This is a genomic window from Streptomyces chryseus (assembly GCF_014650755.1).
Taxonomy (GTDB): domain Bacteria; phylum Actinomycetota; class Actinomycetes; order Streptomycetales; family Streptomycetaceae; genus Streptomyces; species Streptomyces chryseus.
This window is the reverse complement of the sequence record NZ_BMVO01000005.1, coordinates 302312-325247: the sequence shown is the minus strand read 5'-3', so window position 1 is coordinate 325247 and position 22936 is coordinate 302312. Positions and strand designations below refer to the sequence as shown.

The window sequence follows — 22936 nt, the reverse complement described above, 5'->3', positions numbered from 1 at the left end:
TCACCTCAGCACCGGCGGGGGCCCCCGTCCACGGCTCGCGGCACAACCGCTGCCGGTGACCAGCCGCACCCTCGGCCGGTTGTGCACGCGCACAACACCGCGTGTCAGGGGGCTGTCGGCACGGCCCGGCGCGTGGCACGCTCTCGCCCCATGGGAGGCCGCAGAGCACGGACGGGACACGACTGGGCAGTGCTGACCGAGGCATGTACGGCGCTGCTCGACCGGCTGCCGGATCTGGTGGACCGGCACTTGAGCGAGCTGCACGCGCACTCGCCGCTGTACACGCGGGTCCTGTCGCAGGACCAGCACTGGCAGGAGACCGAGCGCGCGATGCGGATCGGCATCGAGGCGATCTCCGCGCCGAAGACGGAGCCGCGCCGGGATCTGGAGTACGCGGAGTGGACCGGGCGGCGGCGGGCCCAGCAGGGCTTTCCGCTGGAGCTGCTGGTGCACTCGTACCGGCAGGCGGGCTACCTGATCTGGGACGCGCTGCTGGAGGGCGCGGAGGGTACGGAGGGTACGGAGGGCGGCGGCCCGGAGAGGCTCGCGGTGCTGATGCGGGCGGCCACGACGGTGTTCGCGGCGGTGGACGCGGAGACGGCGACGGCGTCGGAGGCGTACCGGGCGACCGAGGCCGAGCTGCGCCACCGTACGGACGAGCGGCTCCAGGCGCTGCTGGACGCCCTGTTGGAGGGCGAGGACTCACCGGCCCTCGCGGCCCGCGCGGCGGCCGGCCTCGATCTGCCCGAGCAGGGGCGGTACGCGGTGGTGGTGCTGCGGCTGGAGCGGCGGGACGGGCGCGAGCCGTTCCACCGGCGGATCCAGGGCGCCGGGATGCGGTTCATCTGGCGGATGCGCACGGACTGCGAGGTGGGCGTCGTCTCGCTGGGCGAGGAGACGACGCCGGCCGCCCTGTCGGAGCTGCTCGCCGGGCGCTGCCCGGGGCCGGGCGGGATCAGCCCGGTGGTGGAGGGACTGGCGGCCCTGGGCCGGGCGCGGCGGCTCGCGGACCTGGCGCTGCGGACGTGCGCGCCGGACGCGACCGGGATCGTACGGCTCGACGAGCGGATGCCGACGGCGCTGGTGGTCAGTCAGCCGGAGCTCGCGGAGCGGCTGGTGGCGGACGTGTTCGGCAATCTGATGGGTCTGGACCCGGCGGACCGGGGGGTGCTGCTGGAGACGCTGGACGCGTGGCTGGCGTGCGAGGGGTCGGCGGGGCGGACCGCCGGGCGGCTGTACTGCCACCGGAACACGGTCTTCAACCGCCTGCGGCGGCTCGAACAGCTGACGTCGCGTTCGCTGTCGCGGCCACGGGACCTGATCGAGATGACGCTGGCCCTGGACGCGTTCCGGCTGTCGGGGGCGTGAGGTGCGGCCGGGCGGGTAGGGCGGGACCTTGCGGGGCTTTCCCCGGCCCGCCCCTTCCCGAACCGGGGCTCCGCCCCCGGCCCCTACGTCCCGCGGGCGTGTCCTCGAGCGCCGGACGGGCTGGATCTGCCGCGACGCGGGCTGGATCCGCACGCGCACCCCCTGGACCACGCCGGCCCGTCCGGCGTTGAGGGCCGGGGTCCGGGGCAGCGCCCAGCTCAGGAAGGGAAGGGGCGGGGCGGGGCGGGAAAGCCCCGCAGGGTCCCGCCCGCCCCGGCTCCGTCAGGTCAGGAAGTCGCGGGCGATGTTCTCCGCCACGCGTTCCAGCAGCGGGCCCGCCTCCGCCATCGAGCGGGCCGGGTCCGGCTCCAGGTCGGCCAGGGCGTACGCGCGGCGGATGCCGGCACCGCCGAGGACCTCCGGGGGCAGAGCCAGGCGGCCGCAGACCGCGATGACCTCGACGTTCTTCGCCCGCGCCGCCGCGGCCACACCCGCCGGCGCCTTCCCGTGCAGGGTCTGCGCGTCGAGCGAGCCCTCGCCGGTGATGACCAGCGTCGCCCGGGACAGTGCCTCGGCGAAGCCCAGGACGTCGAGCATGACCTCGATGCCCGGGCGGAAGCTCGCGCCGAGCGCGATCAGCGCCCCGTAGCCGATGCCGCCGGCCGCGCCCGCGCCGGGCGAGTGCGCCTGCTCCGGGCCGAGTAGCGACGCGTAGTGGGCCAGCGCCGCGTCGAGCGTGGCCACGTCCTCCTCGCTCGCGCCCTTCTGCGGCCCGTACACCGCCGCCGCGCCCTTGGGGCCGGTCAGCGGGTTGTCGACGTCGCTGGCCAGGACCAGGTCCACGTCGGCGATCCGCGGGTCCAGGCCCGACAGGTCGGCCGTGGCCAGGTCGCTCAGCGCACCGCCGCCGGGGCCGACCGGTTCGCCCGCCGCGTCCAGGAACCGCGCGCCGAGCGCGGCCAGCATGCCCGCGCCGCCGTCGGTGGTGGCGCTGCCGCCCACGCCGAAGACGATCGTGCGGGCACCCGCGTCGAGTGCGGCACGCAGCAGTTCGCCGGAGCCGTACGTCGTCGCGGTGAGCGGCGCGAACACGCCCTCGGGGAGGTGCTGGAGGCCCGAGGCCTCCGCCATCTCGACCACGGCGGTGCCCTCGCGCAGTGCGAACGCCGCCGTGAGCTGCTCGCCGAGCGGTCCGGTGACCCGTACCTCCCGGCGCTCGAACCCGGCCGCCACCGCCGCTGCCACCGTGCCGTCGCCGCCGTCGGCGACGGGCAGTGCCTCGACGCTCACGTCGGGGACGACCCGCCGCAGCCCGGCCGTCACCCGCTCCGCGACCTGCACGGCCGTGAGCGAGCCCTTGAACTTGTCCGCCGCGACGAGCACGCGGGCGGTCTCAGTTACTGCTCCGTCCGTCACCTTGCTATCCCTTGCTTTCGAACAGGCAGTCGCGCCGCCCCGACCATATCCGCAGGAAGGGGCCCCTGCCCATGGGCGTCCGGCGTGGCAGGGCGCCCCGAACGGCGTGCCAACCCGGTTTGTCATCTTTTGACGCCCATAGTGGGTCGTCATGCGCACCGACCTGATCGAACAGTTCCGCAGCCCTTCGTCTCGCATATCAGTGAAAACCGCCTAAATCTCCCATACTCGACCACGGGAAGTGGGTAGACCCGACGCATGACGCCACACAGCACGCACACGGCCGACCGGATCCTCGGCGGCTGGCTGGGCCGAATCGCCGGCAACATGCTCGGCAAGCCCGTGGAGCGCGGCGACTACTGGACGCGGGCCCGCATCGACCGCTACCTGCGGCTGACCGGCGCCCTGCCCCTCATCGACTACCTGCCCGAGCCCCCGCCGGCGACGGACGACTTCGAACTGCGTCCCGAATGGCGTCACTGCGTGCGCGGCCGGATCAGCGGCAGCTGCCGGGACGACGACGTCGACTACGCGATCCTCGGTCTGCACCTGCTGGAGACCCACGGCTTCGCCTTCACCACCGAGGAGGTCGGCGAACTGTGGCTGCTGCGCCTGCCGTACCTGCAGACCTTCACCGCCGAGCGGGCGACGTACCGCAATCTCGCGAACGGCCTGCGGCCACCACTGACCGCCACCTTCGAGAACCCGTACCAGGAGTGGATCGGCGCCCTCATCCGCGCCGACATCTTCGGCTGGACGAACCCCGGCGACCCGCGGCGGGCGGCCGCACTGGCCCGCCGCGACGCGGTGCTCTCGCACACCGGCAACGGTGTGTACGGCGCGATGTGGGCGGCCGCCCTCATCGCCGCCGCGTTCACCGCGTCCGGGCCGCGGGCGGCTGTGGAGGCGGCGCTGGAGCGCGTACCCGCGAGCAGCCGGCTCGCCCGTACGGTCCGCCACACGCTCGCCCTGCACGCGGCCGGGGCGGCCTGGGAGGACACGCTCAGCGCGATGGACGAGGAGACGGGCCGGCTCGGCTGGATCCACGTCATCCCGAACGCCGCCGTCATCACGGCCGGACTGCTGTACGGCGAGGGCGACTTCACCCGGACCGTCGCGCTGACCGTGCGCGGCGGCCTGGACACCGACTCCAACGGCGCGACGGCGGGCTCGGTGGCCGGCGTGCTGTGCGGGGCGGCCGGGATCGGGCGGCAGTGGACCGAACCGCTGGAGGACACGGTGCGTAGCGCGGTGTTCGGGTTCGACGGCGTACGGATCACCGAACTGGCCCACCGTACGGCGCGACTGGTGCTCGGCTGAATCCCGCCTGTCCGTCAACCGCCCCGGCCCCTACGGTCTGTTGACCCGGCGCCTTCACCCGGTGTTGCACCGGAGTGCACCGGGCGGACCACAGCGCGGCCCAACGTGTCCGGCGTCCCCCTTCTCCTCCGTTCCGCCTGCCGCACCGTTCCGTTTCCCCGACGAGACCTGGAGAGCCCATGCGTACGTTCGCCCGTGGAGTCCTGACTGTCCTGGCTGTGGGGGCCCTTGTGGCCCAGGGCACCGTCGCGGCCGGAGCGGAGGAACCGAGGACCGGACGCCTGCCGACCGAGATAAGGGGCGGCGCGTGGAAGGCCGGGCACGTGCAGGGCGTGGCCGTGGACCGCCACAAGGGCTTCATGTACTTCTCGTTCACCAACCTCCTCGTCAAGACCGATTTGCGCGGCGATCCGGTGGGTTCCGTGTCCGGATTCACCGGGCACCTCGGCGATCTGGACTACAACGTCAAGGACGGGCGGGTCTACGGCTCGCTGGAGTACAAGGCGGCGAAGGCGTTCTACATCGCGATCCTCGATGTGGACCGGATCGACCGCATGGGCATGGACGCGCGGACCAGCGACGTCGTGTCGACCGTGCACCTCAAGGAGGTCGTGGACGACTACACGGCCGACATGAACGGCGACGGGAAGTTCGACGGCGACACCGCCAACACCCCCGACCACCGGTACGGATGCAGCGGCATCGACGGGGTGGCCTTCGGGCCCGAGTTCGACCGCAGCGGCCGCACCAAGCGCGGCAAGCAGGTGCTGACGGTCGCGTACGGCATCTACTCCAACGTCGGCCGGCAGGACAACGACCATCAGGTCCTGCTCCAGTACGACGTGCGGAAGTGGCGCAGGTTCGAACGCCCGCTGCCGCAGAGCGCGCCGCACACCAGCGGCCCCTCGGACGTCGACGGGAAGTACTTCGTACGGACCGGCAACACCCGCTACGGCGTGCAGAACCTGGAGTACGACGCGCACTCCGGCAACTGGCTGATGGCGGTCTACAAGGGCGCGAAGCCGCAGTTCCCGAACTACTCGCTCTTCGTCGTCGACGGTGCGAAGCGCCCGGAGACCGGGCCCGTCACGGGGCAGCCCCGGCCGGAGCGGGGCGAACTGCTGCCGCTGCTGCGCAAGGGCCTGCACCACGAGGCGTCCGGCACGTACGGGTGGCAGTCGGGCGGTCAGTACGGTCTGGTCTCGCTCGGCGACGGCCGGTACTACCTGGTGGAGTCGGGGACGGTGGTGGAGGACGGGGTCACGAAGCAGACCGCGCGGGCGCTGCTGCACCGGTGGACGGGGCAGCCCCCGACGCCGTTCCGGGCCGTGACCGGCTAGGCGTTCGCGGCGGGCCGCTCCGCCCCGGCCGCCCCCCTTCCCGGCGCTGCCGGGTGGGTCTGCGGCGGGCGGGGCGGGGGCCCGCCGACCGCGTCTAGAACAGCCGGCCCGCGCCGGCCGCCCCGCCGGTACCGGCCGCCCCGCCCGCCTCGAACGCCAGCAGCCTCCGCTTGCGTTCCAGACCGCCGCCGTAGCCCGTCAGGCTGCCCGCCGCGCCGATGACCCGGTGGCAGGGGACGATGATGCCGACCGGGTTCCTGCCGTTGGCCAGGCCGACCGCTCGGGACGCCGCCGGGCTGCCGAGGTGCTCGGCCAGTTCGCCGTACGTCCAGGTCTCGCCGTACGGGATCGTCCGGAGCCGCGCCCACACACTGCGCTGGAACGGCGTGCCGTCCAGGTGCAGCTCCAGGTCGAACTCCTTCAGCTCGCCCGCGAAGTACGCGTCGAGCTGCCGGACCGCCTCCCGCAGGATGCCGGGCGTCCGCTCGCCGAAGGACTCCTGCGGCGGGCGGTGGCGCTGATCCGTCATGTAGAGGCCGGACAGCTTGCCGTCGGTCGCGACCAGGGTCAGCGGACCGTACGGGCTGTCGACGACGCTGTGCTGCCTGGTGCTCGGGGCCGGGTTCGTGATCATGTGCGCGTTCCTCATACCGGGAGGTTGTTGATGGGGTGGTCGTCGGTGGCCCACAGGTACTGCACGGCGTACGCCCGCCACGGCCGCCAGGCCGCCGCCCGCGCCGTGAACGCCGCCGGGGTCGAGGGCAGTCCCAGCTCCGCCGCCGCCCGCCGGATGCCGAGGTCGGTGGGCAGGAACGCGTCCGGGTCGCCGAGCGCCCGCATCGCGATCACCTCGACCGTCCAGGGGCCGAACCCGGGCAGCGTCATGAGCTGGGCGCGGGCCCGTTCCCAGTCGCTGTCGAAGCCGAGTGCGAGGCTGCCGTCGGCGAGCGAGGAGACCAGTGTCGTCAGGGTCGTGCGGCGGGTGCGCGGCAGGGCGAGCGACTCGGGGTCGAGGGCGGCCAGCCGGGCGGGGCCGGGGAAGAGGTGGGTGAGTCCGCCCGCCGGATCGTCGACCGGTGTGCCGTGCGCGGTGACCAGGCGGGCCGCGTGGGTGCGGGCCGCCGCCGTGGAGACCTGCTGGCCGAGCACCGCGCGTACCGCGAACTCCGCCGCGTCGGTGGTACGCGGCACCCGGCGGCCGGGGGCCTTGTCGACGAGCGGGGCGAGCAGCGGATCGGTGCGCAGCTGGTCGTCGACGGCCACCGGGTCGGCGTCGAGGTCGAGCAGCCGGCGGCAGCGGCTGATGGCGATCGTCAGGTCGCGCAGGTCGGTGAGGGACAGCAGGCAGCCGATGTGGTCGGGGCGCGGGGTGAGGGTGGCGATGCCGTGGCCGTACGGGAGGGACAGGGTGCGCCGGTACGCGCCGTCGCGCCATTCCTCGACGCCGGGGACGGCGGTCGCGGCGAGGTGGCCGAAGAGGTTGGTGGGGTTGAGCGGGGCGCGGAACGGCAGACGCAGGGAGATCGCGCCGGAAGTCCGCTGCTGTTTCCCGCCCCGGCCGCGCAGTTCGCTGGGCGCGAGGGCGAAGACCTCGCGCACCGTGTCGTTGAAGGTCCGTACCGACGAGAAGCCGGCGGCGAACGCCACGTCCGCCATGGGCAACGGGGTCGTCTCGATCAGCAGGCGGGCGGTCTGGGCGCGCTGGGCACGGGCGAGGGCGAGCGGGCCCGCGCCCAGTTCGGCCAGGAGCTGGCGTTCGATCTGCCGGGTGCTGTAACCGAGGCGCGCGGCGAGGCCCGGCACGCCCTCGCGGTCGACGACACCGTCGCCGATCAGGCGCATGGCGCGGGCGACGACGTCGGCGCGGGCGTTCCACTCCGGGGAGCCGGGGCTGGTGTCGGGCCGGCAGCGCTTGCAGGCCCGGAACCCGGCCTGCTGGCAGGCGGCCGCGCTCGGGTAGAAGGTCATGTTCTCGACCTTGGGCGGCACGACCGGGCAGCTGGGGCGGCAGTAGATCCGGGTGGTCAGGACCGCGGTGAAGAACCAGCCGTCGAAGCGCGAGTCCTTCGACCGGACCGCGCGTACGCAGCGCTCAGTGTCGGTGTGCATGGTTCAAGCATCGGGTACGCCGACCCCCGGGGCTGGCGAGAATCCGACATCAAGGTGCGGCTGCCAGGGCCGTCTCGAACGCCTGGTACGCGGCGTCGTCGAACAGCACGAACCGCACCTCCGCCACCGGCCCGCCGGCCGCTTCCCGGACCGTGCGGACGGCGATGCGCGCGCCGTCGTCCATCGGCCATCGGTAGACACCGGTCGAGATGGCGGGGAACGCCACGCTCGCGGCGCCCAGCTCGGCGGCGATCCGCAGCGATGCGCGGTAGCAGGAGGCGAGCAGGGCGGACCGGTCCTCGTCCGGCTGCCACACCGGTCCGACCGTGTGGATCACCCAACGCGCGTGCAGCCGCCCCGCGGTCGTCGCGACGGCCCTGCCGGTCGGCAGCCCCTTGCCGTAGTGGGAGGCGCGCAGGGCACGGCAGTCGGCCAGGATCGCGGGGCCGCCCTTGCGGTGGATGGCGCCGTCGACTCCGCCGCCGCCCAGCAGCGAGGAGTTGGCCGCGTTCACGAGGGCGTCGACGTGCTGCTCGGTGATGTCACCGCGTACGAGGGTGATGGTCGTCATGGGCCCATCCTCTCCGGTCCGGGGGTGTTCAGCTCGCGCGCAGCCGCCGCCAGACCGCCTTCGCCGCGTTGTGCCCGGACATGCCGTGCACGCCGGGGCCCGGCGGAGTGGCGGACGAGCAGATGAAGACCGCCGGGTGCGGTGTCGCGTACGGGAAGAGGGACACCTTCGGCCGCAGGACGAGCTGCAGTCCCGTCGCGGCGCCGCACGCGATGTCCCCGCCGATGTAGTTGGCGTTGCGGGCGGCGAGTCGCGGGGGTCCGGCGGTCGCCCGGGCGAGCACCCGGTCGCGGAAGCCGGGTGCGAAGCGCTCGATCTGCCGCTCGACCGCGTCGGTGAGGTCGCCGTCCCAGGCGTGCGGGACGTGTCCGTACGCCCAGAAGACGTGCTTGCCCTCGGGGGCCCGCGACGGGTCGACCAGGCTGGGCTGAGCCGTGATGAGGAACGGGGTCCCCGGGGCCGTGCCGCCCGACGCCTGGTTCAGCGCGGTGGCGATCTCGCCGCTGCTCGGGCCGACCTGGACGGTGCCCGCTCGCCGGGCCTCCCGCGCCGTCCAGGGCACCGGGCCGTCGAGCGCGTAATCGATCTTGAAGACGCTCGCGCCGTAGCGGTACCTCTCGTACGCCCGCCCCAGGCCGGCGATGCGCGCCAGCGCGGTGGGCGAGGTGTCGAAGACGTACGCGCGCGCGGGCGGCAGATCGTCCAGTCGCTTGACCTCGTAGCCGGTGTGCACGACGCCGCCGAGGTCGCGCAGGTAGGCCGCGAGGGCGTCCGAGATCGACTGAGAGCCGCCCCGGGGCATCGGCCAGCCGCCGGCGTGCGCGGCGAGGGCGAAGACCAGGCCGACGGCGCCCGTCGCGATCCCGCCGAGGGGCGCTATCACGTGCGCGACGAGCCCGGCGAACAGCGCCCGCGCCTTGTCGTCCTTGAACCGGCGCATCAGCCAGGTGCTGGGCGGCAGCCCGTCGATCCCGAAGCGGGCCAGGGTGAGCGGGTCGCGCGGCAGCGCGCTGTAGGGCAGCGACATGAAGTCCCGCGCCAGGGTGTCCCACTTGGCGACGTACGGCGCGACGAGCCGCCGGTACGCCCCGGCGTCCCGAGCCCCGAACGAGGCCGCCGTCTCGGCGACCGACCGGGACAGCACGGCGGCGCTCCCGTCGTCCCAGGGGTGGGCCATGGGCAGCTCGGGGTGCAGCCATTCGAGCCCGTACCGGTCCAGCGGCATGGCCTTGAAGGCCGGGGAACCGGCGCCGAGCGGGTGCACGGCGGAGCAGGGGTCGTGGCGGAAGCCGGGCAGCGTGAGCTCCTCGGTCCTGGCGCCGCCCCCCACGGTGTCCAGGGCCTCGAACACCTCCACCGAGAACCCCCGGCGGGCGAGTTCGACAGCGGCGGTCAGTCCGTTGGGTCCCGCCCCCACGACGACGGCATCGAGCATCGACGGCACCTTCGGACTCCTTCGTCAGCCGATGGCCAAGGGTCTCAGGATATTCCCGGGCCCGGGGGCGCGGACGGCGGGAGTGGCGGGTGGCCGGAAGTACCCGCCCACCCCGCCGGGCCGTTACGCCGCCGCGCCGCCCAGCAGGGCGGTCAGCCGCGCGACCGTGGCCGTGTCCCGGGCGGCTGTGAACGGCAGCGCGTTGCCGCCCGTCAGCCGGAACGGCTGGCCCGCCACGGTCGCGTGCGCACCGCCCGCCTCCTCGACGAGCAGCAGCCCGGCGGCGTGGTCCCACGCCAGCTCCCAGCTGAACGCCACACCGTCCAGATCGCCCCGGGCCACCGCGAGATACTCCAGACCGGCCGAGCCGCAGGGCCGCGCTTCGACGCCCGGGACGTTCAGCCCGAGCAGCGCCGCCTTCTGGTCCGGCGTGCTGAAGTCCGGGTGGGACGTGGCGACCCGCAGCGTCGCGCACGAACCCGGCACACCCGCCCGCAGCTCCTTCCCGTTCAGCCGGGCCCCGCCGCCCCGCACCGCGACGGCCATCTCGTCGAGGACGGGCGCGTACGTCCACGAGGCGAGCACCTCCCCGCGGTGCGCGAGGGCGACCAGCGTGCAGAAACCCGCCTCGCCGCGCACGAACTGCCGGGTGCCGTCCACCGGGTCCACGATCCACACCGGCGCGTCGCCGCGCAGCGCCTCGTACACCGAGGGGTCCTCGTGGACCGCCTCCTCGCCCACGACCACGGACCCCGGCAGCAGCCGCGTCAGGGACGCGGTGAGGTGCTCCTCGGCCTGCCGGTCGGCGATGGTGACCAGGTCGTGCGGCCCGGTCTTCTCGACGATCTCGTGCGCGGCGAGCTGCCGGTACCGCGGCACGATCTCGGCGGCGGCCGCCTTGCGCACCGCCTCTTCGACGTCGGACAACTTGTCATCGATCATGTATCCAGCAAAGCACGCCCCGCTGACAACGCCGGCAACCCCCGGTGCCGTCACCGCCCGACCGCGTAACCCTGCATCCCCCTGGGGTTCGCCGCGGCGGACAGCACACCGGTGCGCGGGTCCCGCGCGACCGCGCACAGCCGTCCTTCCGACCAGGGGCCGCCGACGCTCACGTGGTGCCCCCGGCGCCGCAGCTCCGCGACGACGGCCGGGTCCGTGCGGGATTCGACGGTGACGCTGCCCGGGCGCATGGCGCGGGGGTGGAAGGAGCCGGGGAAGGAATCGGTGTGCCAGTTGGGCGCGTCGACGGCCCCCTGGAGGTCGTACCCGCCGGTCGCCGTCCGGCCGCCGAGGGCGACCGCGAGGAAGAAGTGCAGCTGCCACTGGTCCTGCTGGTCGCCGCCGGGTGTGCCGAACGCGAGGACGGCCTGCCCGTCCCGCAGGGCCAGCGACGGCGACAGAGTGGTGCGCGGCCGCCGCCCGGGCGTGAGCGTGTTCGCCAGCCCCTCGTCCAGCCAGGTCATCTGGAGCCGGGTGCCGAGCGGGAAGCCCAGCTCGGGGACCACCGGGTTGGACTGGAGCCAGCCGCCGCTGGGCGTGGCCGCGACCATGTTGCCCCAGCGGTCGACGACGTCCAGGTGGCAGGTGTCGCCTCGGGTGGCGCCGTTCCCGGCGACGGTCGGCTCGCCGGCGCCGGCGGCCGGGCGCGCGGCCTCGGCTCCTGGCTCCCCGGCGGCGACGGCCAGCGCGTGCGCGCTCAGCGACGGCGTGCGCCCGCCGGGGCTCCCGGGCCTTAGCTCCATCGAGGCCCTGTTCCCGACGAGCGTGCGGCGCCCGGCGTTGTACGACGCCGAAAGCAGCGCGTCGAGCGGCACGTCGGCCGCGTCGCCGTACCAGGCCTCCCGGTCCGCCATCGCCAGCTTGCAGCCCTCGACGAGCAGGTGGATCCAGTCGGCGGAGCCGTACGCGGGCAGCCGGGGCGGCAGCAGGGCGAGCTGCTGGAGGAAGGCCGGGCCCTGGCTCCAGCCGCCCGCCTTGCACAGCGTCCAGCCGTTCCAGTCGTACGTCACGGGCGCCTCGTACGTCGCGGACCAGCCGGCCAGGTCGGCGGCGGTCAGCGTCCCCGTGTGCCGGGCGCCGGTGGTGTCCGTGGTGGGGCGCGCGGCCTGCCGTACGAGCGCCTCGGCGATGAACCCCTCGCGCCACACCGCGCGCGCCGCGTCGATCTGGCGCTCCCGGTCACCGCCGCCCGCCGCCTCCGCCTCGGTGATCACCCGGCGCCAGGTCGCGGCCAGAGCGGGGTTGCGCAGCAGCTCGCCCTCGCCGGGCGCCCTGCCGCCCGGCAGGTACACCTCGGCGGACGAGGCCCACTCCTCTTCGAACAGAGCGCGCACCGTCTCCACGGTCTCGCCGACCCGCCCGACGGCCGGGTGCCCGTCCTCGGCGTATCCGACGGCGTACCGCAGCACCTCGCGCGGCGACTTGGTGCCGTAGTCGCGGAGCAGCAGCATCCAGGCGTCGAAGGCCCCGGGCACGGCGGCGGCCAGCGGCCCGGTCCCCGGCACCAGGCCGAGTCCCAGCGACCGGTAGTGCGCGGCGCTCGCCCCGGCGGGCGCGGGCCCCTGGCCGCAGAGGACCCGTACCGGTCCGCCGGCCGGTGCGAGGAGGACGGGCACCTCGCCGGCGGGTCCGTTCAGGTGCGGCTCGACGACGTGCAGGACGAAGCCGGCGGCGACCGCGGCGTCGTAGGCGTTGCCGCCGTCCTCCAGGACGGCCATGGCGCACTGGGAGGCCAGCCAGTGGGTGGAGGACACCATGCCGAAGGTGCCGCGAAGGGTGGGGCGGGTGGTGAACACGGTGTGCGCCTCCGTCGTTTCAGCTCCGGTCCCCCTTCGGTGACACCAGCCCCGACTCGTAGGCGAAGACGACGAGCTGGGCGCGGTCGCGGGCGCCCAGCTTGGTCATCGCCCGGCTGACGTGGGTCTTGGCGGTGAAGGGGCTGATCACCATGTGGGCGGCGATCTCCTCGTTCGTCAGCCCGTGTGCGACCAGCGCCGCGACCTCGCACTCGCGCCGGGTGAGCGTCTCGAAGCCGGGCGCCGTGCGGCGGTCCGGCGGGCGGGCGGCGAACTCGGTGATGAGGCGGCGGGTCACGGACGGCGAGAGCAGCGCGTCGCCGCGGGCCGCGATGCGCACGGCCTGGAGCAGCTCGGCCGGTTCGGTGTCCTTCAGCAGGAACCCGGCCGCCCCGGCGCGCAGCGCGTCGAAGACGTACTCGTCCAGACCGTAGTTGGTGAGGATGACGACGTGCACCCCGGCGAGCGCCGGGTCGGCGGCGATGCGGCGGGTCGTCTCGATGCCGGTCATCACCGGCATCTGTACGTCGACGAGCGCCACGTCGGGGACGTGCAGGCGGGCGAGTTCGAGCCCTTGGCGGCCGTCGGCGGCCTCGGCGACGACGTCGAGGTCGTCCTCGGCCGCCAGCAGGGCGCGGAAACCGGCCCGCATGAGCGCCTGGTCGTCGACGATCAGCACCCGGATCACGTCGTTCACCGTACCTCGCGGGGGAGTCCGGCGGGTACGTGGATCAGGTCATTCACCCTTCCTCCAGAGGCAGTTCGGCGTGCACGCAGAACCCGCCACCGGGTCGCGGCGCCGCGTGCAAAGTGCCGCCGAGGGCGGTGACGCGCTCGCGCATGCCGGTCAGGCCGGTGCCGGGGACGACGGGCGGGCCGTCCTGCGCGGCCGGGCCCTCGTCCTCGACGCGGATGGACACGTGGTCGGCGCCGTAGGCGAGCCGTACGGCCGTCTTCGCGCGGCCCGCGTGCCGGGCGACGTTGGTGAGCGCCTCCTGGACGATGCGGTACGCCGCCCGGTCCACGTCCCCCGGCAGCGGGCGCTGCGGTCCGGTGACGGTCACCGACGCGGCGAGGCCGGCCGTACGGGCCCGCTCGACCAGTTCGCCGAGCCGCGCGAGGCCGGTGCCCGGTGGTACGACGTCGGTGCGCAGCACCTCCAGCGTCGCCCGCAGCTCGCGCATCGCCTCGCCGCTCGCCTCCTGGATGGCGAGCAGCGCCTCCGGCACTTCCTCGCCGCGCTTGCGCGCCAGGTGCACGGCGACGCCCGCCTGGAGCTTGACGATGGAGATGGAGTGGGTGAGGGAGTCGTGCAGCTCGCGCGCGATCCGCAGCCGCTCCTCCCCCGCCCGGCGCAACGCCGCCTCCTCCCGGGTGCGTTCGGCCTCGGCCGCGCGCTGTTCGGTCTGGTGGAGGTACGCCTGCCAGTTCTTGTCGATGAGTCCGGTCACGCCGGCGGACAGGAACCAGCCGTGCAGCAGCAGCGTCCGCTCGATGCCCTCGCCCCCGGGCGGGCTCGCGAGGAAGAAGCCCCCGAGGAAGACGACGCTCACCGCGATCGCCGCCGCCCGGTGCCCCGCCCGGGTCACCGCGTGCACCCCGGCGACCACCGGGAAGGCCGCCGACGTCACCGGCTCGGTGTGGACGGCGTATCCGAGCATGCAGGCGGCGGTGACGACCAGGACCGGCACCGGGGCCCTGCGGTGGGCGATGAGCGCCAGTGAGCCCACCGCGATCAGGGCGACGCCGCCGACCCCGGGGCCGGGTCCGGAAGCGGCGTAGGCGGCGAGGAGGACCGCGCCGCCGATGACGGCCACAAGTCCCGTGTCGATCAGGCCGTTTCGCCAGGCGGCACGCCCGTTCCGCTGATCCGGCTGGTCCCCCCGCTCCCCGCGCATGCCCCGCACCCTAGACGCCGCGTCGCCCCGCGCGCCTCCTCCGCCGGGGCTGCTTGCGCGCTACTCCCGGGGCAGTAGCCGCGGCGCTCCGCCGGTGCCGGCGGAGCAGCCGGCGATGCCTCCGGCCGTACGACGACGGGGGTGCGGACGCCGGGCGAGCATCGTCCCCATGACTGGACCCTTCCGTTACACCGATCCCCTGCCGCCCGGGGCCGCGACCGGCGTCACCGCCGACGTGTACGCCCAACTGGCCACCGACTTCGGCATCGAGGGCGCCTCCGCCTTCGTCGTCCTGTCCGCCTCACCTCCCCTGCTGACCGGCGCCTGGGCGCTGGTGCGCGAGTCGCTGCTGGCCGGGCGGACCTCGCGTACCGACAAGCAGGTCGTCGCGGCCGGGGTGTCGCTCGCGAACCGCTGCCCGTTCTGCGTCGACGCGCACACCGTGCTGCTGCACGCCACCGGCGACCACCGCCTCGCCGAGGTGATCGCGCGCGGCGAGGTCCCCGCCGATCCCGGGCACGCGGCGCTCCTCGCGTGGGCGAAGGGGACGCGGACGGGAGAGGCGGGCGAGCCGCCCTTCCCCGCCGCGCACGCGCCCGAGTTCATCGGCACGGCGCTCGCGTTCCACTTCATCAACCGCGTCGTGTCGTCCCTGCTGACCGAGACCATGCTCCCGGGCAACGTCCAGCGTTACCGTCTCGTCCGCTCCCTCGCCGGCCGTTCCCTGTCCCGCACGGTGCGCCGCGAGCTGGCGCCCGGCGCGAGCCTGGGCCTGCTGGAGACCTCGGGCCCGGAGCCCGCCTGGGCGGCCGGTGCCCCGGCGGGCACCGCCTATGCCGCGCTGCGGGCGGCGGCCCGCCAGGGCGCGGGGCTGCTCTCGGAGGAGGACCGGGCGTACGTACGGGACGCGGTGGCGGCATCCGGCGGCGGGCATCCCGCGCTGACCGGCGACTGGCTGCCCGCCCGGGACGAGCGGCCGGGCGCGCGCCTCGCGCTGCTGGCCGCTCTCGCGCCGTACCGCCTCACGGACGAGGACGTGGCGGCCTGGCGCGGCCCGCACCACACCGACCACTGCCTGGTGCACCTGGTCGCGTACGGCGCGATCACCGCGACGGAACGCGTCGAGGCCGCCCTCGCCACGGACAAGGAGCCCGTATGAGCACCCCACTCCCGGCAGCCGACGCGTGGAACGGGCCGGTCGGCCGCCACTGGGCCGAGCATCAGGACCGGTACGACGCCATGCTGGACGGCTTCAACGACGCCCTGTTCGGCGCCGCGGCGCTCCGTTATGGGGACCGCGTCCTGGACGTCGGCTGCGGCAGCGGCAGCACGACGCGGGAGGCCGCGCGCCGGGCTCCTCGGGGGAGCGTCGTCGGCGTGGACATCTCGGAGCCCCTGCTCGAACGTGCCCGCGCCCTCTCGGACCGCGATGCGCGGATCCGCTACGAGCGGGGCGACGCTCAGGTGCACCCCTTCCGGGCCGCCGCGTACGACGTGGTGATCAGCCGGGGCGGTGTGATGTTCTTCGCCGACCACACGGCGGCGTTCCGCAACATCGCCGGCGCCCTGCGCCCTGGCGGCCGGCTCGCCTTCGTCTGCCCGCGGCCCGCTTCCGCCGACTCCCAGGAGGGCAGGGTGCTCGGCCGATTGGCCGCGCTGCTGGGCCGGGACAAGCCGGCCGGCGGCGGCCTGGCCGAGGCGATGGCCTCGCTGTCCGAGCCGCGTCGTGTCCAGGAGGTCCTGACCGGCGCCGGCTTCCACGCGATCAGTGCGACTCCGGTGACGCGGGACACCCGCTGGGGCGAGGACGCGGCCGACGCCGTGGACTTCTTCCTCTCCCGCATGCCGGACCTCACGGCCGCGGACGGGACCCGGACCGCGATGTGCGAGGCGCTGCGGCCCTACGAGACGCACCGGGGAGTGCTGCTGCGCGCCGGCGTATGGGTGGTGACCGCCTCGCTGCCGGACCGGCCGGGGCGCCCCGCCGGCCCCGCGTAGGCAGCGGCGGGCACCCGGCGGCTCGGGTGGCCTCAGCAGCGGGACGAGGCCACCCGCCCGTCCCGGCCACCGTGCTCCGGTGGCCGCTTCGCTCGTGGCTCAGGACACGAGTGCGGGGATGACCTCGGCGCCGTAGGCGTCGATCGCCTCCTCACGCGCGTCGTGCATGGCGTAGACGGCGAACTGGTCGACGCCGAGCGCGCGCAGCGCCTTGAGCTTCTCGATGTGCGCCTCGACCGGCCCCAGCAGGCAGAAGCGGTCGACGATCTCGTCGGGCACGAAGGCGGTGTCCGGGTTTCCGGCCCGCCCGTGGTGGCTGTAGTCGTAGCCCTGGCGCTGCTTGATGTACTCCGTCAGGGCCTCCGGCACCAGGCCCGAGTGCTCGCCGTACCGGGTGACCAGGTCGGCGACGTGGTTGCCGACCATGCCGCCGAACCACCGGCACTGGTCCCGCGCGTGGGTCAGGTTGTCGCCGACGTACGCCGGGGCCGCGACGCAGATCGTGAGGGAGTCCGGGTCCCGCCCGGCGTCCGAGGCGGCGGTGCGCACCGCCTTGATCATCCACTCCGTCAGGAACGGGTCCGCGAGCTGGAGGATGAAGCCGTCCGCCTTCTGCCCGGCCATTTCCAGCGCCTTGGGCCCGTACGCCGCCATCCATACCGGCAGCCGGCCGCCCCGTACCCACGGCAGCCGCAGCCGCTGCCCGCCGACGTCCGCCTCGCGCCCCTCGGCCAGGTCGCGGATGACGCCGATCGCCTCACCGAGCCGGGCCAGGGTGTTGGGCTTGCGCCCGGCCACGCGCATCGCGGAATCCCCCCGGCCGATGCCGCAGACGGTTCTGTTGCCGTACATCTCGTTGAGCGTCGCGAAGGTCGAGGCGGTGACCTCCCAGGTGCGGGTGCCGGGGTTGGTCACCATCGGTCCGACGACGAGGTGCTCGGTGTGTTCGAGGATGCGGCTGTAGATGACGAAGGGTTCCTGCCACAGCACGGCGGAGTCGAAGGTCCAGCCGTAGCGGAAGCCGTTGCGCTCCGCGCGCCGCATCAGCCCGACGACCGCCGATGCGGGCGGGTCGGTCTGCAGGACGAGTCCGAAGTCCATGACGTGGACCTCCCGGTTCGTTCGGGGTCAGTTCAGGTTCTGACACGTGGATCGGGGCGTGTAGCTGCCGTGTCCCGCCCGGCCGGTGAACTGCCGCTCGTGGATGACGAGTTCGCCGCGCGAGAGCACTGTCTCCACCTGCCCGGTGACCCGCTTGCCCTCGTAGGCCGAGTAGTCGACGTTCATGTGGTGCGTGGCGGCCGAGAGGGTCTGCTCGGCGTGCGGGTCGTAGATGACGACGTCGGCGTCGGCGCCCGGCGCGATCGTCCCCTTCTTCGGGTAGAGGCCGAACATGCGGGCCGGGGACGCGCAGGCGATCTCGATCCAGCGGCGGCGCGAGATGTGCCCGTCGACGACGGCCTGGTGGAGGAGGTCCATCCGGTTCTCCACGCCCGGCAGCCCGTTGGGGATCTTCGAGAAGTCGCCCCGGCCCAGGTCCTTCTGGCCGGAGAAGCAGAAGGGGCAGTGGTCCGTCGAGACGACCTGGAGGTCGTTGGTACGCAGACCGCGCCAGAGGGCGGCCTGGTGCTCGCGCGGGCGCAGCGGCGTGCTGCACACGTACTTGGCGCCCTCGAAGTCCGGCTCGGCGAGGTTGTCGGTGGACAGGAAGAGGTACTGGGGGCAGGTCTCGCCGAAGACGTTCAGCCCCTTGTCGCGGGCCGCCGCGATCTCGGCGACGGCCTCCTCGGCGGATACGTGCACGACGTACAGCGGGGCGTCCGCCACGCGCGCGAGCTGGATCGCGCGGTGGGTGGCCTCGGCCTCCAGGAGGACCTTGCGGACCTCGCCGTGGTAGCGGGGGTCGGTGCGGCCCTCGGCCAGCGCCTGCTCGACGAGGACGTCGATCGCGATGCCGTTCTCGGCGTGCATCATGATCAGCCCGCCGTTGCGCGCGGAGCGCTGCATCGCGCGCAGGATCTGCCCGTCGTCGCTGTAGAAGACGCCCGGGTACGCCATGAACAGCTTGAAGGAGGTGATCCCCTCCCCCACGAGCAGATCCATCTCCTTGAGCGAGTGCTCGTTCACGTCGGAGAGGATCATGTGGAAGCCGTAGTCGACGGCGCACTTCCCGTCGGCCTTCGCGTACCAGGCGTCGAGCCCTTCCCGGACGGAGTGCCCGACGCTCTGCACCGCGAAGTCGATGATCGTCGTCGTGCCGCCCCAGGCCGCGGCCCGGGTGCCCGTCTCGAAGGTGTCGGAGGCGAAGGTGCCGCCGAAGGGCAGCTCCATGTGGGTGTGCGCGTCGACGCCGCCCGGGATGACGTACTTCCCGGTGGCGTCGATGGTGCGGTCGGCCGTCCAGGCGCCGGCCGCGCTGCTGCCGTGCGAGGCGAGGGCGGCGATGCGCCCGTCCTCGATCAGGACGTCGGCGTGGGTTTCCTCGGAGGCCGTGATGACGAGCCCTCCGCGGACAACGGTACGGTTCACGATTCCTGCCCCTTCCCGGGCAGCAGGACCGGACGCCCGCGCAGCCGGGGGACCCGCCGCCTGTCGAACTTGCACCGTTCTCGGTCTACACCCGTAGAACCGCGTGTGCAGGAGACCGTAGAAGCATGTCACCCACCGTGGCAATACCGCGGCTGTTCCTCACGACTTGCGCGTGTGTCGCCCGCGTCCGGGTTCATCTCCTCGCCCAGGAAGACACGGCGTACCACCCGCTCGGCGGCGTGGCCGTCGTCGTACTGGACGAAGCGTTCACCCTCGGGCGCGGTGTCCTCCAGCCCCCTGCGGACGACCCACACGGCGTGGATCTCGGGCGGGCTCCTGCGCCTCGCGGTGGATCGCACGGCAGCGGCACCCCGGGCGCAGCCGTCCCCGGGAGGCGGCTCCCTGGGGCGGCTCGTCAGTTCACCGGTTCAGCGGCGCGTCGGTTCGGCGGTGGGACGGCTCACTGCGCGTTGCGCAGCGCCTTCTCCAGGATGCGCGCCCCCTCCTCCGCCTCCGTGACGCTCAGCGTCAGCGGTGGGGCGATGCGCAGGACGGCCGTGTTGTGGCCGCCGCCCTTGCCGAGCAGCAGGCCGCCCTCGCGCGCGGCCTCCAGGACGGCCGCCGCCGTCTCGGGCGCCGCCTCGTCGGTGCCGGGCTTGACCAGTTCGACGGCCGCCATCAGGCCCCGGCCGCGCACTTCCCGTACGCACGGCACGCCGGCGGTGACGGCGCGCAGCCGCTCCAGGAGCAGGCCGCCCACGCGGCGGGCGTTGTCCTGGAGGTGGTGTTCCAGCAGGTAGTTGAGGTTGGCGAGGCCCGCCGCCATCGTGATGGGGCTGCCGCCGAAGGTGGAGATGGAGTGGGCGTCGAGGCAGTTCATGACCTCGGCGCGGGCGACGACGCCGCCGATGGACATGCCGTTGCCGATGCCCTTGGCGAAGGTGAGGATGTCCGGCGGCCCGTTCTGGCCGTGCGCCTGCCACCCCCAGAAGTGTTCACCCGTACGGCCCCATCCGGTCTGCACCTCGTCGGTGATCCACAGGATGCCGTGCCGGTCGAGGACTTCGCGGAACGCGGCGTACAGCCCGTCGGGCGGGGAGGTGAACCCGCCGACGCCCTGCACCGGTTCGGCGATGAGCGCGGCGACCTGACCGCGCGTCTGCCCGAGGAGGTCTTCGAGGTCGGCGACGCACGCCTCGATGAACTGCGCGTCGGACAACTGCGCGTACGGGCCCCGGCTGCGGACGCCCCCGTGGACGTACAGCGTCTGGAGCGGTGACAGGCTGGTCGGGGACCAGGTGCTGTTGCCCGTGATGGACACGGCCGAGAAGGACCGGCCGTGATAGCTGTTGCGCATCGCCAGGATCTGGTTGGAGCGGCGGTACGTCGTGGCGAGGAGCAGGGCGGTGTCGTTGGCCTCGGTGCCGGACGTGGTGAAGAACACCCGCGCCTGCGGGATGCCGGAGAGGGTGGCGACGCGCTCGGCCAGCTCGACCATGGGGCGGTTGAGGTAGAGCGTCGAGGAATGGATCAGGCGGCCGGCCTGCTCGCTGACGGCCTTGGCGACCTCGGGGAGCGCGTGGGCGGTCATGGTGGTGAGGATGCCGCCGAAGAAGTCGAGGTAGCGGTTGCCGTCGGCGTCGTAGACGTACCGGCCCTCGCCGTGGGTGAGCTCGATCGGCTGCCGGTAGTAGAGGGACAGCCAGTCGGGCATGACGGCCCGGTGGCGGCCGAGCAGGGGGGTCACGTGGTGGGTCACGGGTTCACCAGTCCTTCGTACGCGTCCGGGCGGCGGTCCCGGTAGAACGCCCACTGCTGACGCACTTCCTCGATGAGGTCGAAGTCCAGGTCCCGGACGACGAGTTCCTCCTCCTTGTCGCTGGCCGTGCCGCCGACGAACGTGCCGCGCGGGTCGACGAAATAGCTGGTGCCGTAGAAGTCGTTGTCGCCGTACTCCTCCTGGCCGACCCGGTTGATGGCGGCGACGAAGTACTCGTTGGCGACGGCGGCCGCCGGCTGTTCCAGCTGCCAGAGGTGGGAGGAGAGACCGCGATGGGTGGCGGAGGGGTTGTAGACGATCTGGGCGCCGTTCAGGCCGAGTTGGCGCCAGCCCTCGGGGAAGTGGCGGTCGTAGCAGATGTAGACGCCGACCTTGCCCACGGCCGTGTCGAACACGGGCCAGCCCAGGTTGCCCGGCTTGAAGTAGAACTTCTCCCAGAAGCCCTTGACCTGGGGGATGTGGTGCTTGCGGTACTTGCCGAGGTAGCTGCCGTCGGCATCGATCACGGCGGCGGTGTTGAAGTAGAACCCGGACTGCTCGCGCTCGAAGACCGGGACGACGATCACCATGCCGGTCTCACGGGCCAGGTCCCGCATCCGGCGGACCGTCGGACCGTCGGGGACGGACTCGGCCCACCGGTAGTGCTCGGCGTCCTGCACCTGGCAGAAGTACGGGGCGTTGAAGACCTCCTGGAACCCTATGATCTTCGCGCCCTGCCGGGCCGCCTCACGGGCGTGCTCCTCGTGCTTGGCGATCATGGATTCGGTGTCGCCGGTCCAGGTCGCCTGGACCAGAGCGGCGCGTACGACGTTGGCCATGACTTGTCTCCTTCAACGGGACGCCAGAGACCTTCTACGCCCGTAGATTCGGGACGTAGAGGGATGAACGTAAGCCCCGGCGGGGAGTGGGGCAAGACCATCGTCGTCAACCCGCAGAGTCGATCACGTTTCGCACCCGAGGGGGTGACACTGGCGTGTCGTGATGTTCACGCGCCGCCGGCCGTCACGGCGTGGCGCCCGCGACGCGCAGGGCGTGCACCACGTCCCGGTACCGGCGCTGCGACACCTGCCGCGCGGCGTCGAGGAGCAGCGGGGCGAGGCGGCGCGGGTCGGTCCGTGCGACCAGGGCGGCGTCCTCGGGCGTACGGACGCGTACGAACGCGTCGGCCAGGGCGCGCACTTCGCGCGTGCGTCCCCCCGCGTCGTCCAGGGCGAGCAGGGCGGCGGCGATGTCGGAGGCGGGACCCGCGACGCCCTGCCGCAGCAGGCGCCGGCCGTCCTCGCCGAGGCCCGCGCCTTCGAGCTCCGCCGCGACGGCGGCGATCCGGTCGAGCGGCTGGGAGGCCGCCTCCCACAGGAGGGTGGTCCAGTCGGCGCCGAGCCCCGCCCGGTCCAGTACGCCGGCCAGCACGGGCAGCCGCACGGCGGGCCACCCGGCGGCCTCGCAGAGCAGCACGTGCGCCTCTCCGGTACGCCCCTGGGCGCGCAGTTGTACGAGCACGGCGACGGTGTCGGCCACGGCACGGGCCGCCCGGGCGGCGGCGACGGGGTCCTCGGTGATCACGGGCTCCGGCTCGTCGACCCCGGCGTAGCGGGCTCCCCGGGGAGCGGCGGTCCGCAAGGCAGGCGCGGGCAGGCCGGGGGTGGCGGGAGGTGCCCCGCCGTCGTCGTCCACTACGGCGTAACGGGCTCCCCGGGGTCGCCGCTTGGGCGCGGCTTCGGGGCGCGAGCGGGAGGTTTCCCCGCCGCCCGGCCCGGATGCGGGGGCGGTCCCCCGGCCGCCCGGCCGGCCGTCGGGCTGCTCCGTCCGCAGCCACGGATCCGGGGGCCCCGGGGCGGGCGGGCCCCGCAGCGCGTCCAGGGCCGCCAGGCGCGCGTCCAGCTCCGCGCGGCGGGCGGCCGCGCGCTCACGGTCGTCGCGGGCCCAGGCCAGCTCGACGTCCAGCCCCGGCGCGCGGTCCGGGCCGTCGGCGCCCGCCGCCGCACGCAGCCGCAGCGTCAGCTCCCGCTCGCGTTCGGCGGCGTACTCCTCCTCGCGCCGCATCGCCACGAGCCGCTCCGTCAGGCTCGCCCGCCCGCCCGGCCGCCGGTCGTGCGCGGCGGCCGCCGCTTCGTGCAGCGCTCGCGCGCGTACGGTCTCCCGCCCGGCAGCGGCCACTCCGTACCGGGCCGCCAGATCCTGCAGCAGGGCCTCCAGTACGTCCCGGGGCGGCAGTTCGGTGCCGTCGAGGCACGCCCGCATGCCGGCGGGGTCACGCTGCCAGAAGACGCCGCACCAGCCGGCGCCCGTGTCGAGGAGCTCCGTCAGCTCGCGCAGACATCGCGCGAACGCCCGCGCCTCCGCCGGGATCCGACCAACCGTCATTGCCACCCCG

20 protein-coding genes are annotated in these 22936 nt (G+C 73.9%); 5 read left to right on the top strand and 15 right to left on the bottom strand.

The genetic code is table 11. From position 1 onward, the window contains the following. Nucleotides 1-150 precede the first annotated feature (150 nt). Nucleotides 151-1368 carry a PucR family transcriptional regulator gene (locus tag IE185_RS12160; RefSeq protein WP_189715133.1) on the top strand — a complete coding sequence of 406 codons (1218 nt, stop codon included), beginning with the start codon at nt 151-153 and terminating at the stop codon, nt 1366-1368. A gap of 282 nt (nt 1369-1650) precedes the next feature. Here the strand turns inward: IE185_RS12160 and IE185_RS12155 are convergent, their stop codons facing one another. Further along, nucleotides 1651-2784, bottom strand: a complete 1134-nt coding sequence (locus tag IE185_RS12155; RefSeq protein ID WP_229843452.1) for a glycerate kinase — start codon at nt 2782-2784, stop codon at nt 1651-1653. A 258-nt stretch (nt 2785-3042) separates the two neighbouring features. Between IE185_RS12155 and IE185_RS12150 the strand changes: the two genes are divergently transcribed. Both IE185_RS12150 and IE185_RS12145 read left to right on the top strand, forming a co-directional pair. After that, complete coding sequence (locus IE185_RS12150; protein ID WP_138898747.1) at nt 3043-4104, top strand: ADP-ribosylglycohydrolase family protein; 1062 nt, start codon at nt 3043-3045, stop codon at nt 4102-4104. Between the two features lie 179 nt (nt 4105-4283). Then, on the top strand, nt 4284-5444 hold the full coding sequence (locus IE185_RS12145) for a hypothetical protein (protein WP_138898748.1): 1161 nt from the start codon (nt 4284-4286) through the stop codon (nt 5442-5444). 94 nt (nt 5445-5538) lie between these two features. On the opposite strand, the gene IE185_RS12140 is transcribed toward IE185_RS12145, so the two are convergent. From IE185_RS12140 to IE185_RS12105, 8 genes are all read right to left on the bottom strand, one after another. Beyond that, nucleotides 5539-6078 carry a methylated-DNA--[protein]-cysteine S-methyltransferase gene (locus IE185_RS12140; protein ID WP_138907582.1) on the bottom strand — a complete coding sequence of 180 codons (540 nt, stop codon included), beginning with the start codon at nt 6076-6078 and terminating at the stop codon, nt 5539-5541. A gap of 11 nt (nt 6079-6089) precedes the next feature. Next, nucleotides 6090-7553: an AlkA N-terminal domain-containing protein gene (locus IE185_RS12135; protein ID WP_189715132.1), complete on the bottom strand. Its 1464-nt coding sequence runs from the start codon at nt 7551-7553 to the stop codon at nt 6090-6092. A gap of 49 nt (nt 7554-7602) precedes the next feature. Further along, nucleotides 7603-8124 carry an O-acetyl-ADP-ribose deacetylase gene (locus tag IE185_RS12130; protein ID WP_138897366.1) on the bottom strand — a complete coding sequence of 174 codons (522 nt, stop codon included), beginning with the start codon at nt 8122-8124 and terminating at the stop codon, nt 7603-7605. Nucleotides 8125-8152: 28 nt separating this feature from the next. Next, the gene (locus tag IE185_RS12125; protein ID WP_138897367.1) at nt 8153-9568 is read right to left on the bottom strand and encodes a phytoene desaturase family protein; all 1416 of its coding nucleotides are present in this window, start codon (nt 9566-9568) and stop codon (nt 8153-8155) included. A 114-nt stretch (nt 9569-9682) separates the two neighbouring features. Next, nucleotides 9683-10501 (bottom strand): inositol monophosphatase family protein, encoded by an 819-nt coding sequence (locus IE185_RS12120; protein WP_138897368.1) that lies wholly within the window; start codon nt 10499-10501, stop codon nt 9683-9685. A 50-nt stretch (nt 10502-10551) separates the two neighbouring features. Continuing rightward, nucleotides 10552-12357, bottom strand: coding sequence for a gamma-glutamyltransferase family protein (locus IE185_RS12115; RefSeq protein WP_138897369.1), 1806 nt, complete (start codon nt 12355-12357; stop codon nt 10552-10554). A gap of 19 nt (nt 12358-12376) precedes the next feature. Continuing rightward, nucleotides 12377-13045 (bottom strand): response regulator, encoded by a 669-nt coding sequence (locus IE185_RS12110; protein WP_167518973.1) that lies wholly within the window; start codon nt 13043-13045, stop codon nt 12377-12379. 52 nt (nt 13046-13097) lie between these two features. Then, complete coding sequence (locus tag IE185_RS12105; protein ID WP_138907587.1) at nt 13098-14255, bottom strand: sensor histidine kinase; 1158 nt, start codon at nt 14253-14255, stop codon at nt 13098-13100. A 169-nt stretch (nt 14256-14424) separates the two neighbouring features. Here IE185_RS12105 and IE185_RS12100 point away from each other — a divergent pair, with 169 nt between their 5' ends. Together IE185_RS12100 and IE185_RS12095 are read left to right on the top strand one after the other, a co-directional pair. Next, nucleotides 14425-15414 (top strand): carboxymuconolactone decarboxylase family protein, encoded by a 990-nt coding sequence (locus IE185_RS12100; protein WP_138897293.1) that lies wholly within the window; start codon nt 14425-14427, stop codon nt 15412-15414. Then, on the top strand, nt 15411-16253 hold the full coding sequence (locus tag IE185_RS12095; protein ID WP_138897292.1) for a class I SAM-dependent methyltransferase: 843 nt from the start codon (nt 15411-15413) through the stop codon (nt 16251-16253). The genes IE185_RS12100 and IE185_RS12095 overlap by 4 nt, the downstream gene beginning before the upstream one ends. Nucleotides 16254-16352: 99 nt before the next feature. Here IE185_RS12095 and IE185_RS12090 read toward each other — a convergent pair whose 3' ends face one another. The 6 genes from IE185_RS12090 to IE185_RS12065 all read right to left on the bottom strand — a co-directional run bounded on the left by IE185_RS12090 (nt 16353) and on the right by IE185_RS12065 (nt 22926). Beyond that, nucleotides 16353-17354, bottom strand: a complete 1002-nt coding sequence (locus tag IE185_RS12090; protein WP_138897291.1) for a TIGR03842 family LLM class F420-dependent oxidoreductase — start codon at nt 17352-17354, stop codon at nt 16353-16355. Nucleotides 17355-17381: 27 nt separating this feature from the next. Then, the gene (gene hydA / locus IE185_RS12085) at nt 17382-18785 is read right to left on the bottom strand and encodes a dihydropyrimidinase (RefSeq protein ID WP_138897295.1); all 1404 of its coding nucleotides are present in this window, start codon (nt 18783-18785) and stop codon (nt 17382-17384) included. Nucleotides 18786-18910: 125 nt separating this feature from the next. Beyond that, entirely contained in the window at nt 18911-19141 is a 231-nt protein-coding gene (locus IE185_RS12080) for a hypothetical protein (protein WP_138897290.1), read from the bottom strand. Nucleotides 19142-19242: 101 nt separating this feature from the next. Beyond that, nucleotides 19243-20529 carry an aspartate aminotransferase family protein gene (locus IE185_RS12075; RefSeq protein ID WP_138897294.1) on the bottom strand — a complete coding sequence of 429 codons (1287 nt, stop codon included), beginning with the start codon at nt 20527-20529 and terminating at the stop codon, nt 19243-19245. An 8-nt stretch (nt 20530-20537) separates the two neighbouring features. After that, nucleotides 20538-21380 carry a nitrilase-related carbon-nitrogen hydrolase gene (locus IE185_RS12070; protein WP_138897289.1) on the bottom strand — a complete coding sequence of 281 codons (843 nt, stop codon included), beginning with the start codon at nt 21378-21380 and terminating at the stop codon, nt 20538-20540. A gap of 184 nt (nt 21381-21564) precedes the next feature. Further along, nucleotides 21565-22926, bottom strand: coding sequence for a hypothetical protein (locus IE185_RS12065; protein ID WP_189715131.1), 1362 nt, complete (start codon nt 22924-22926; stop codon nt 21565-21567). Between the last annotated feature and the right edge of the window lie 10 nt (nt 22927-22936).

Coding starts and splice junctions, on each gene's coding strand:
- IE185_RS12160 (WP_189715133.1), top strand. CDS start 151: ATGGGAGGCCGCAGAGCACGGACGGGACACGACTGGGCAGTGCTGACC.
- IE185_RS12130 (WP_138897366.1), bottom strand. CDS start 8,124: ATGACGACCATCACCCTCGTACGCGGTGACATCACCGAGCAGCACGTC.
- IE185_RS12065 (WP_189715131.1), bottom strand. CDS start 22,926: ATGACGGTTGGTCGGATCCCGGCGGAGGCGCGGGCGTTCGCGCGATGT.
- IE185_RS12105 (WP_138907587.1), bottom strand. CDS start 14,255: ATGCGCGGGGAGCGGGGGGACCAGCCGGATCAGCGGAACGGGCGTGCC.
- IE185_RS12070 (WP_138897289.1), bottom strand. CDS start 21,380: ATGGCCAACGTCGTACGCGCCGCTCTGGTCCAGGCGACCTGGACCGGC.
- IE185_RS12145 (WP_138898748.1), top strand. CDS start 4,284: ATGCGTACGTTCGCCCGTGGAGTCCTGACTGTCCTGGCTGTGGGGGCC.
- IE185_RS12095 (WP_138897292.1), top strand. CDS start 15,411: ATGAGCACCCCACTCCCGGCAGCCGACGCGTGGAACGGGCCGGTCGGC.
- IE185_RS12150 (WP_138898747.1), top strand. CDS start 3,043: ATGACGCCACACAGCACGCACACGGCCGACCGGATCCTCGGCGGCTGG.
- IE185_RS12135 (WP_189715132.1), bottom strand. CDS start 7,553: ATGCACACCGACACTGAGCGCTGCGTACGCGCGGTCCGGTCGAAGGAC.
- IE185_RS12140 (WP_138907582.1), bottom strand. CDS start 6,078: ATGATCACGAACCCGGCCCCGAGCACCAGGCAGCACAGCGTCGTCGAC.
- IE185_RS12090 (WP_138897291.1), bottom strand. CDS start 17,354: ATGGACTTCGGACTCGTCCTGCAGACCGACCCGCCCGCATCGGCGGTC.
- IE185_RS12120 (WP_138897368.1), bottom strand. CDS start 10,501: ATGATCGATGACAAGTTGTCCGACGTCGAAGAGGCGGTGCGCAAGGCG.
- IE185_RS12100 (WP_138897293.1), top strand. CDS start 14,425: ATGACTGGACCCTTCCGTTACACCGATCCCCTGCCGCCCGGGGCCGCG.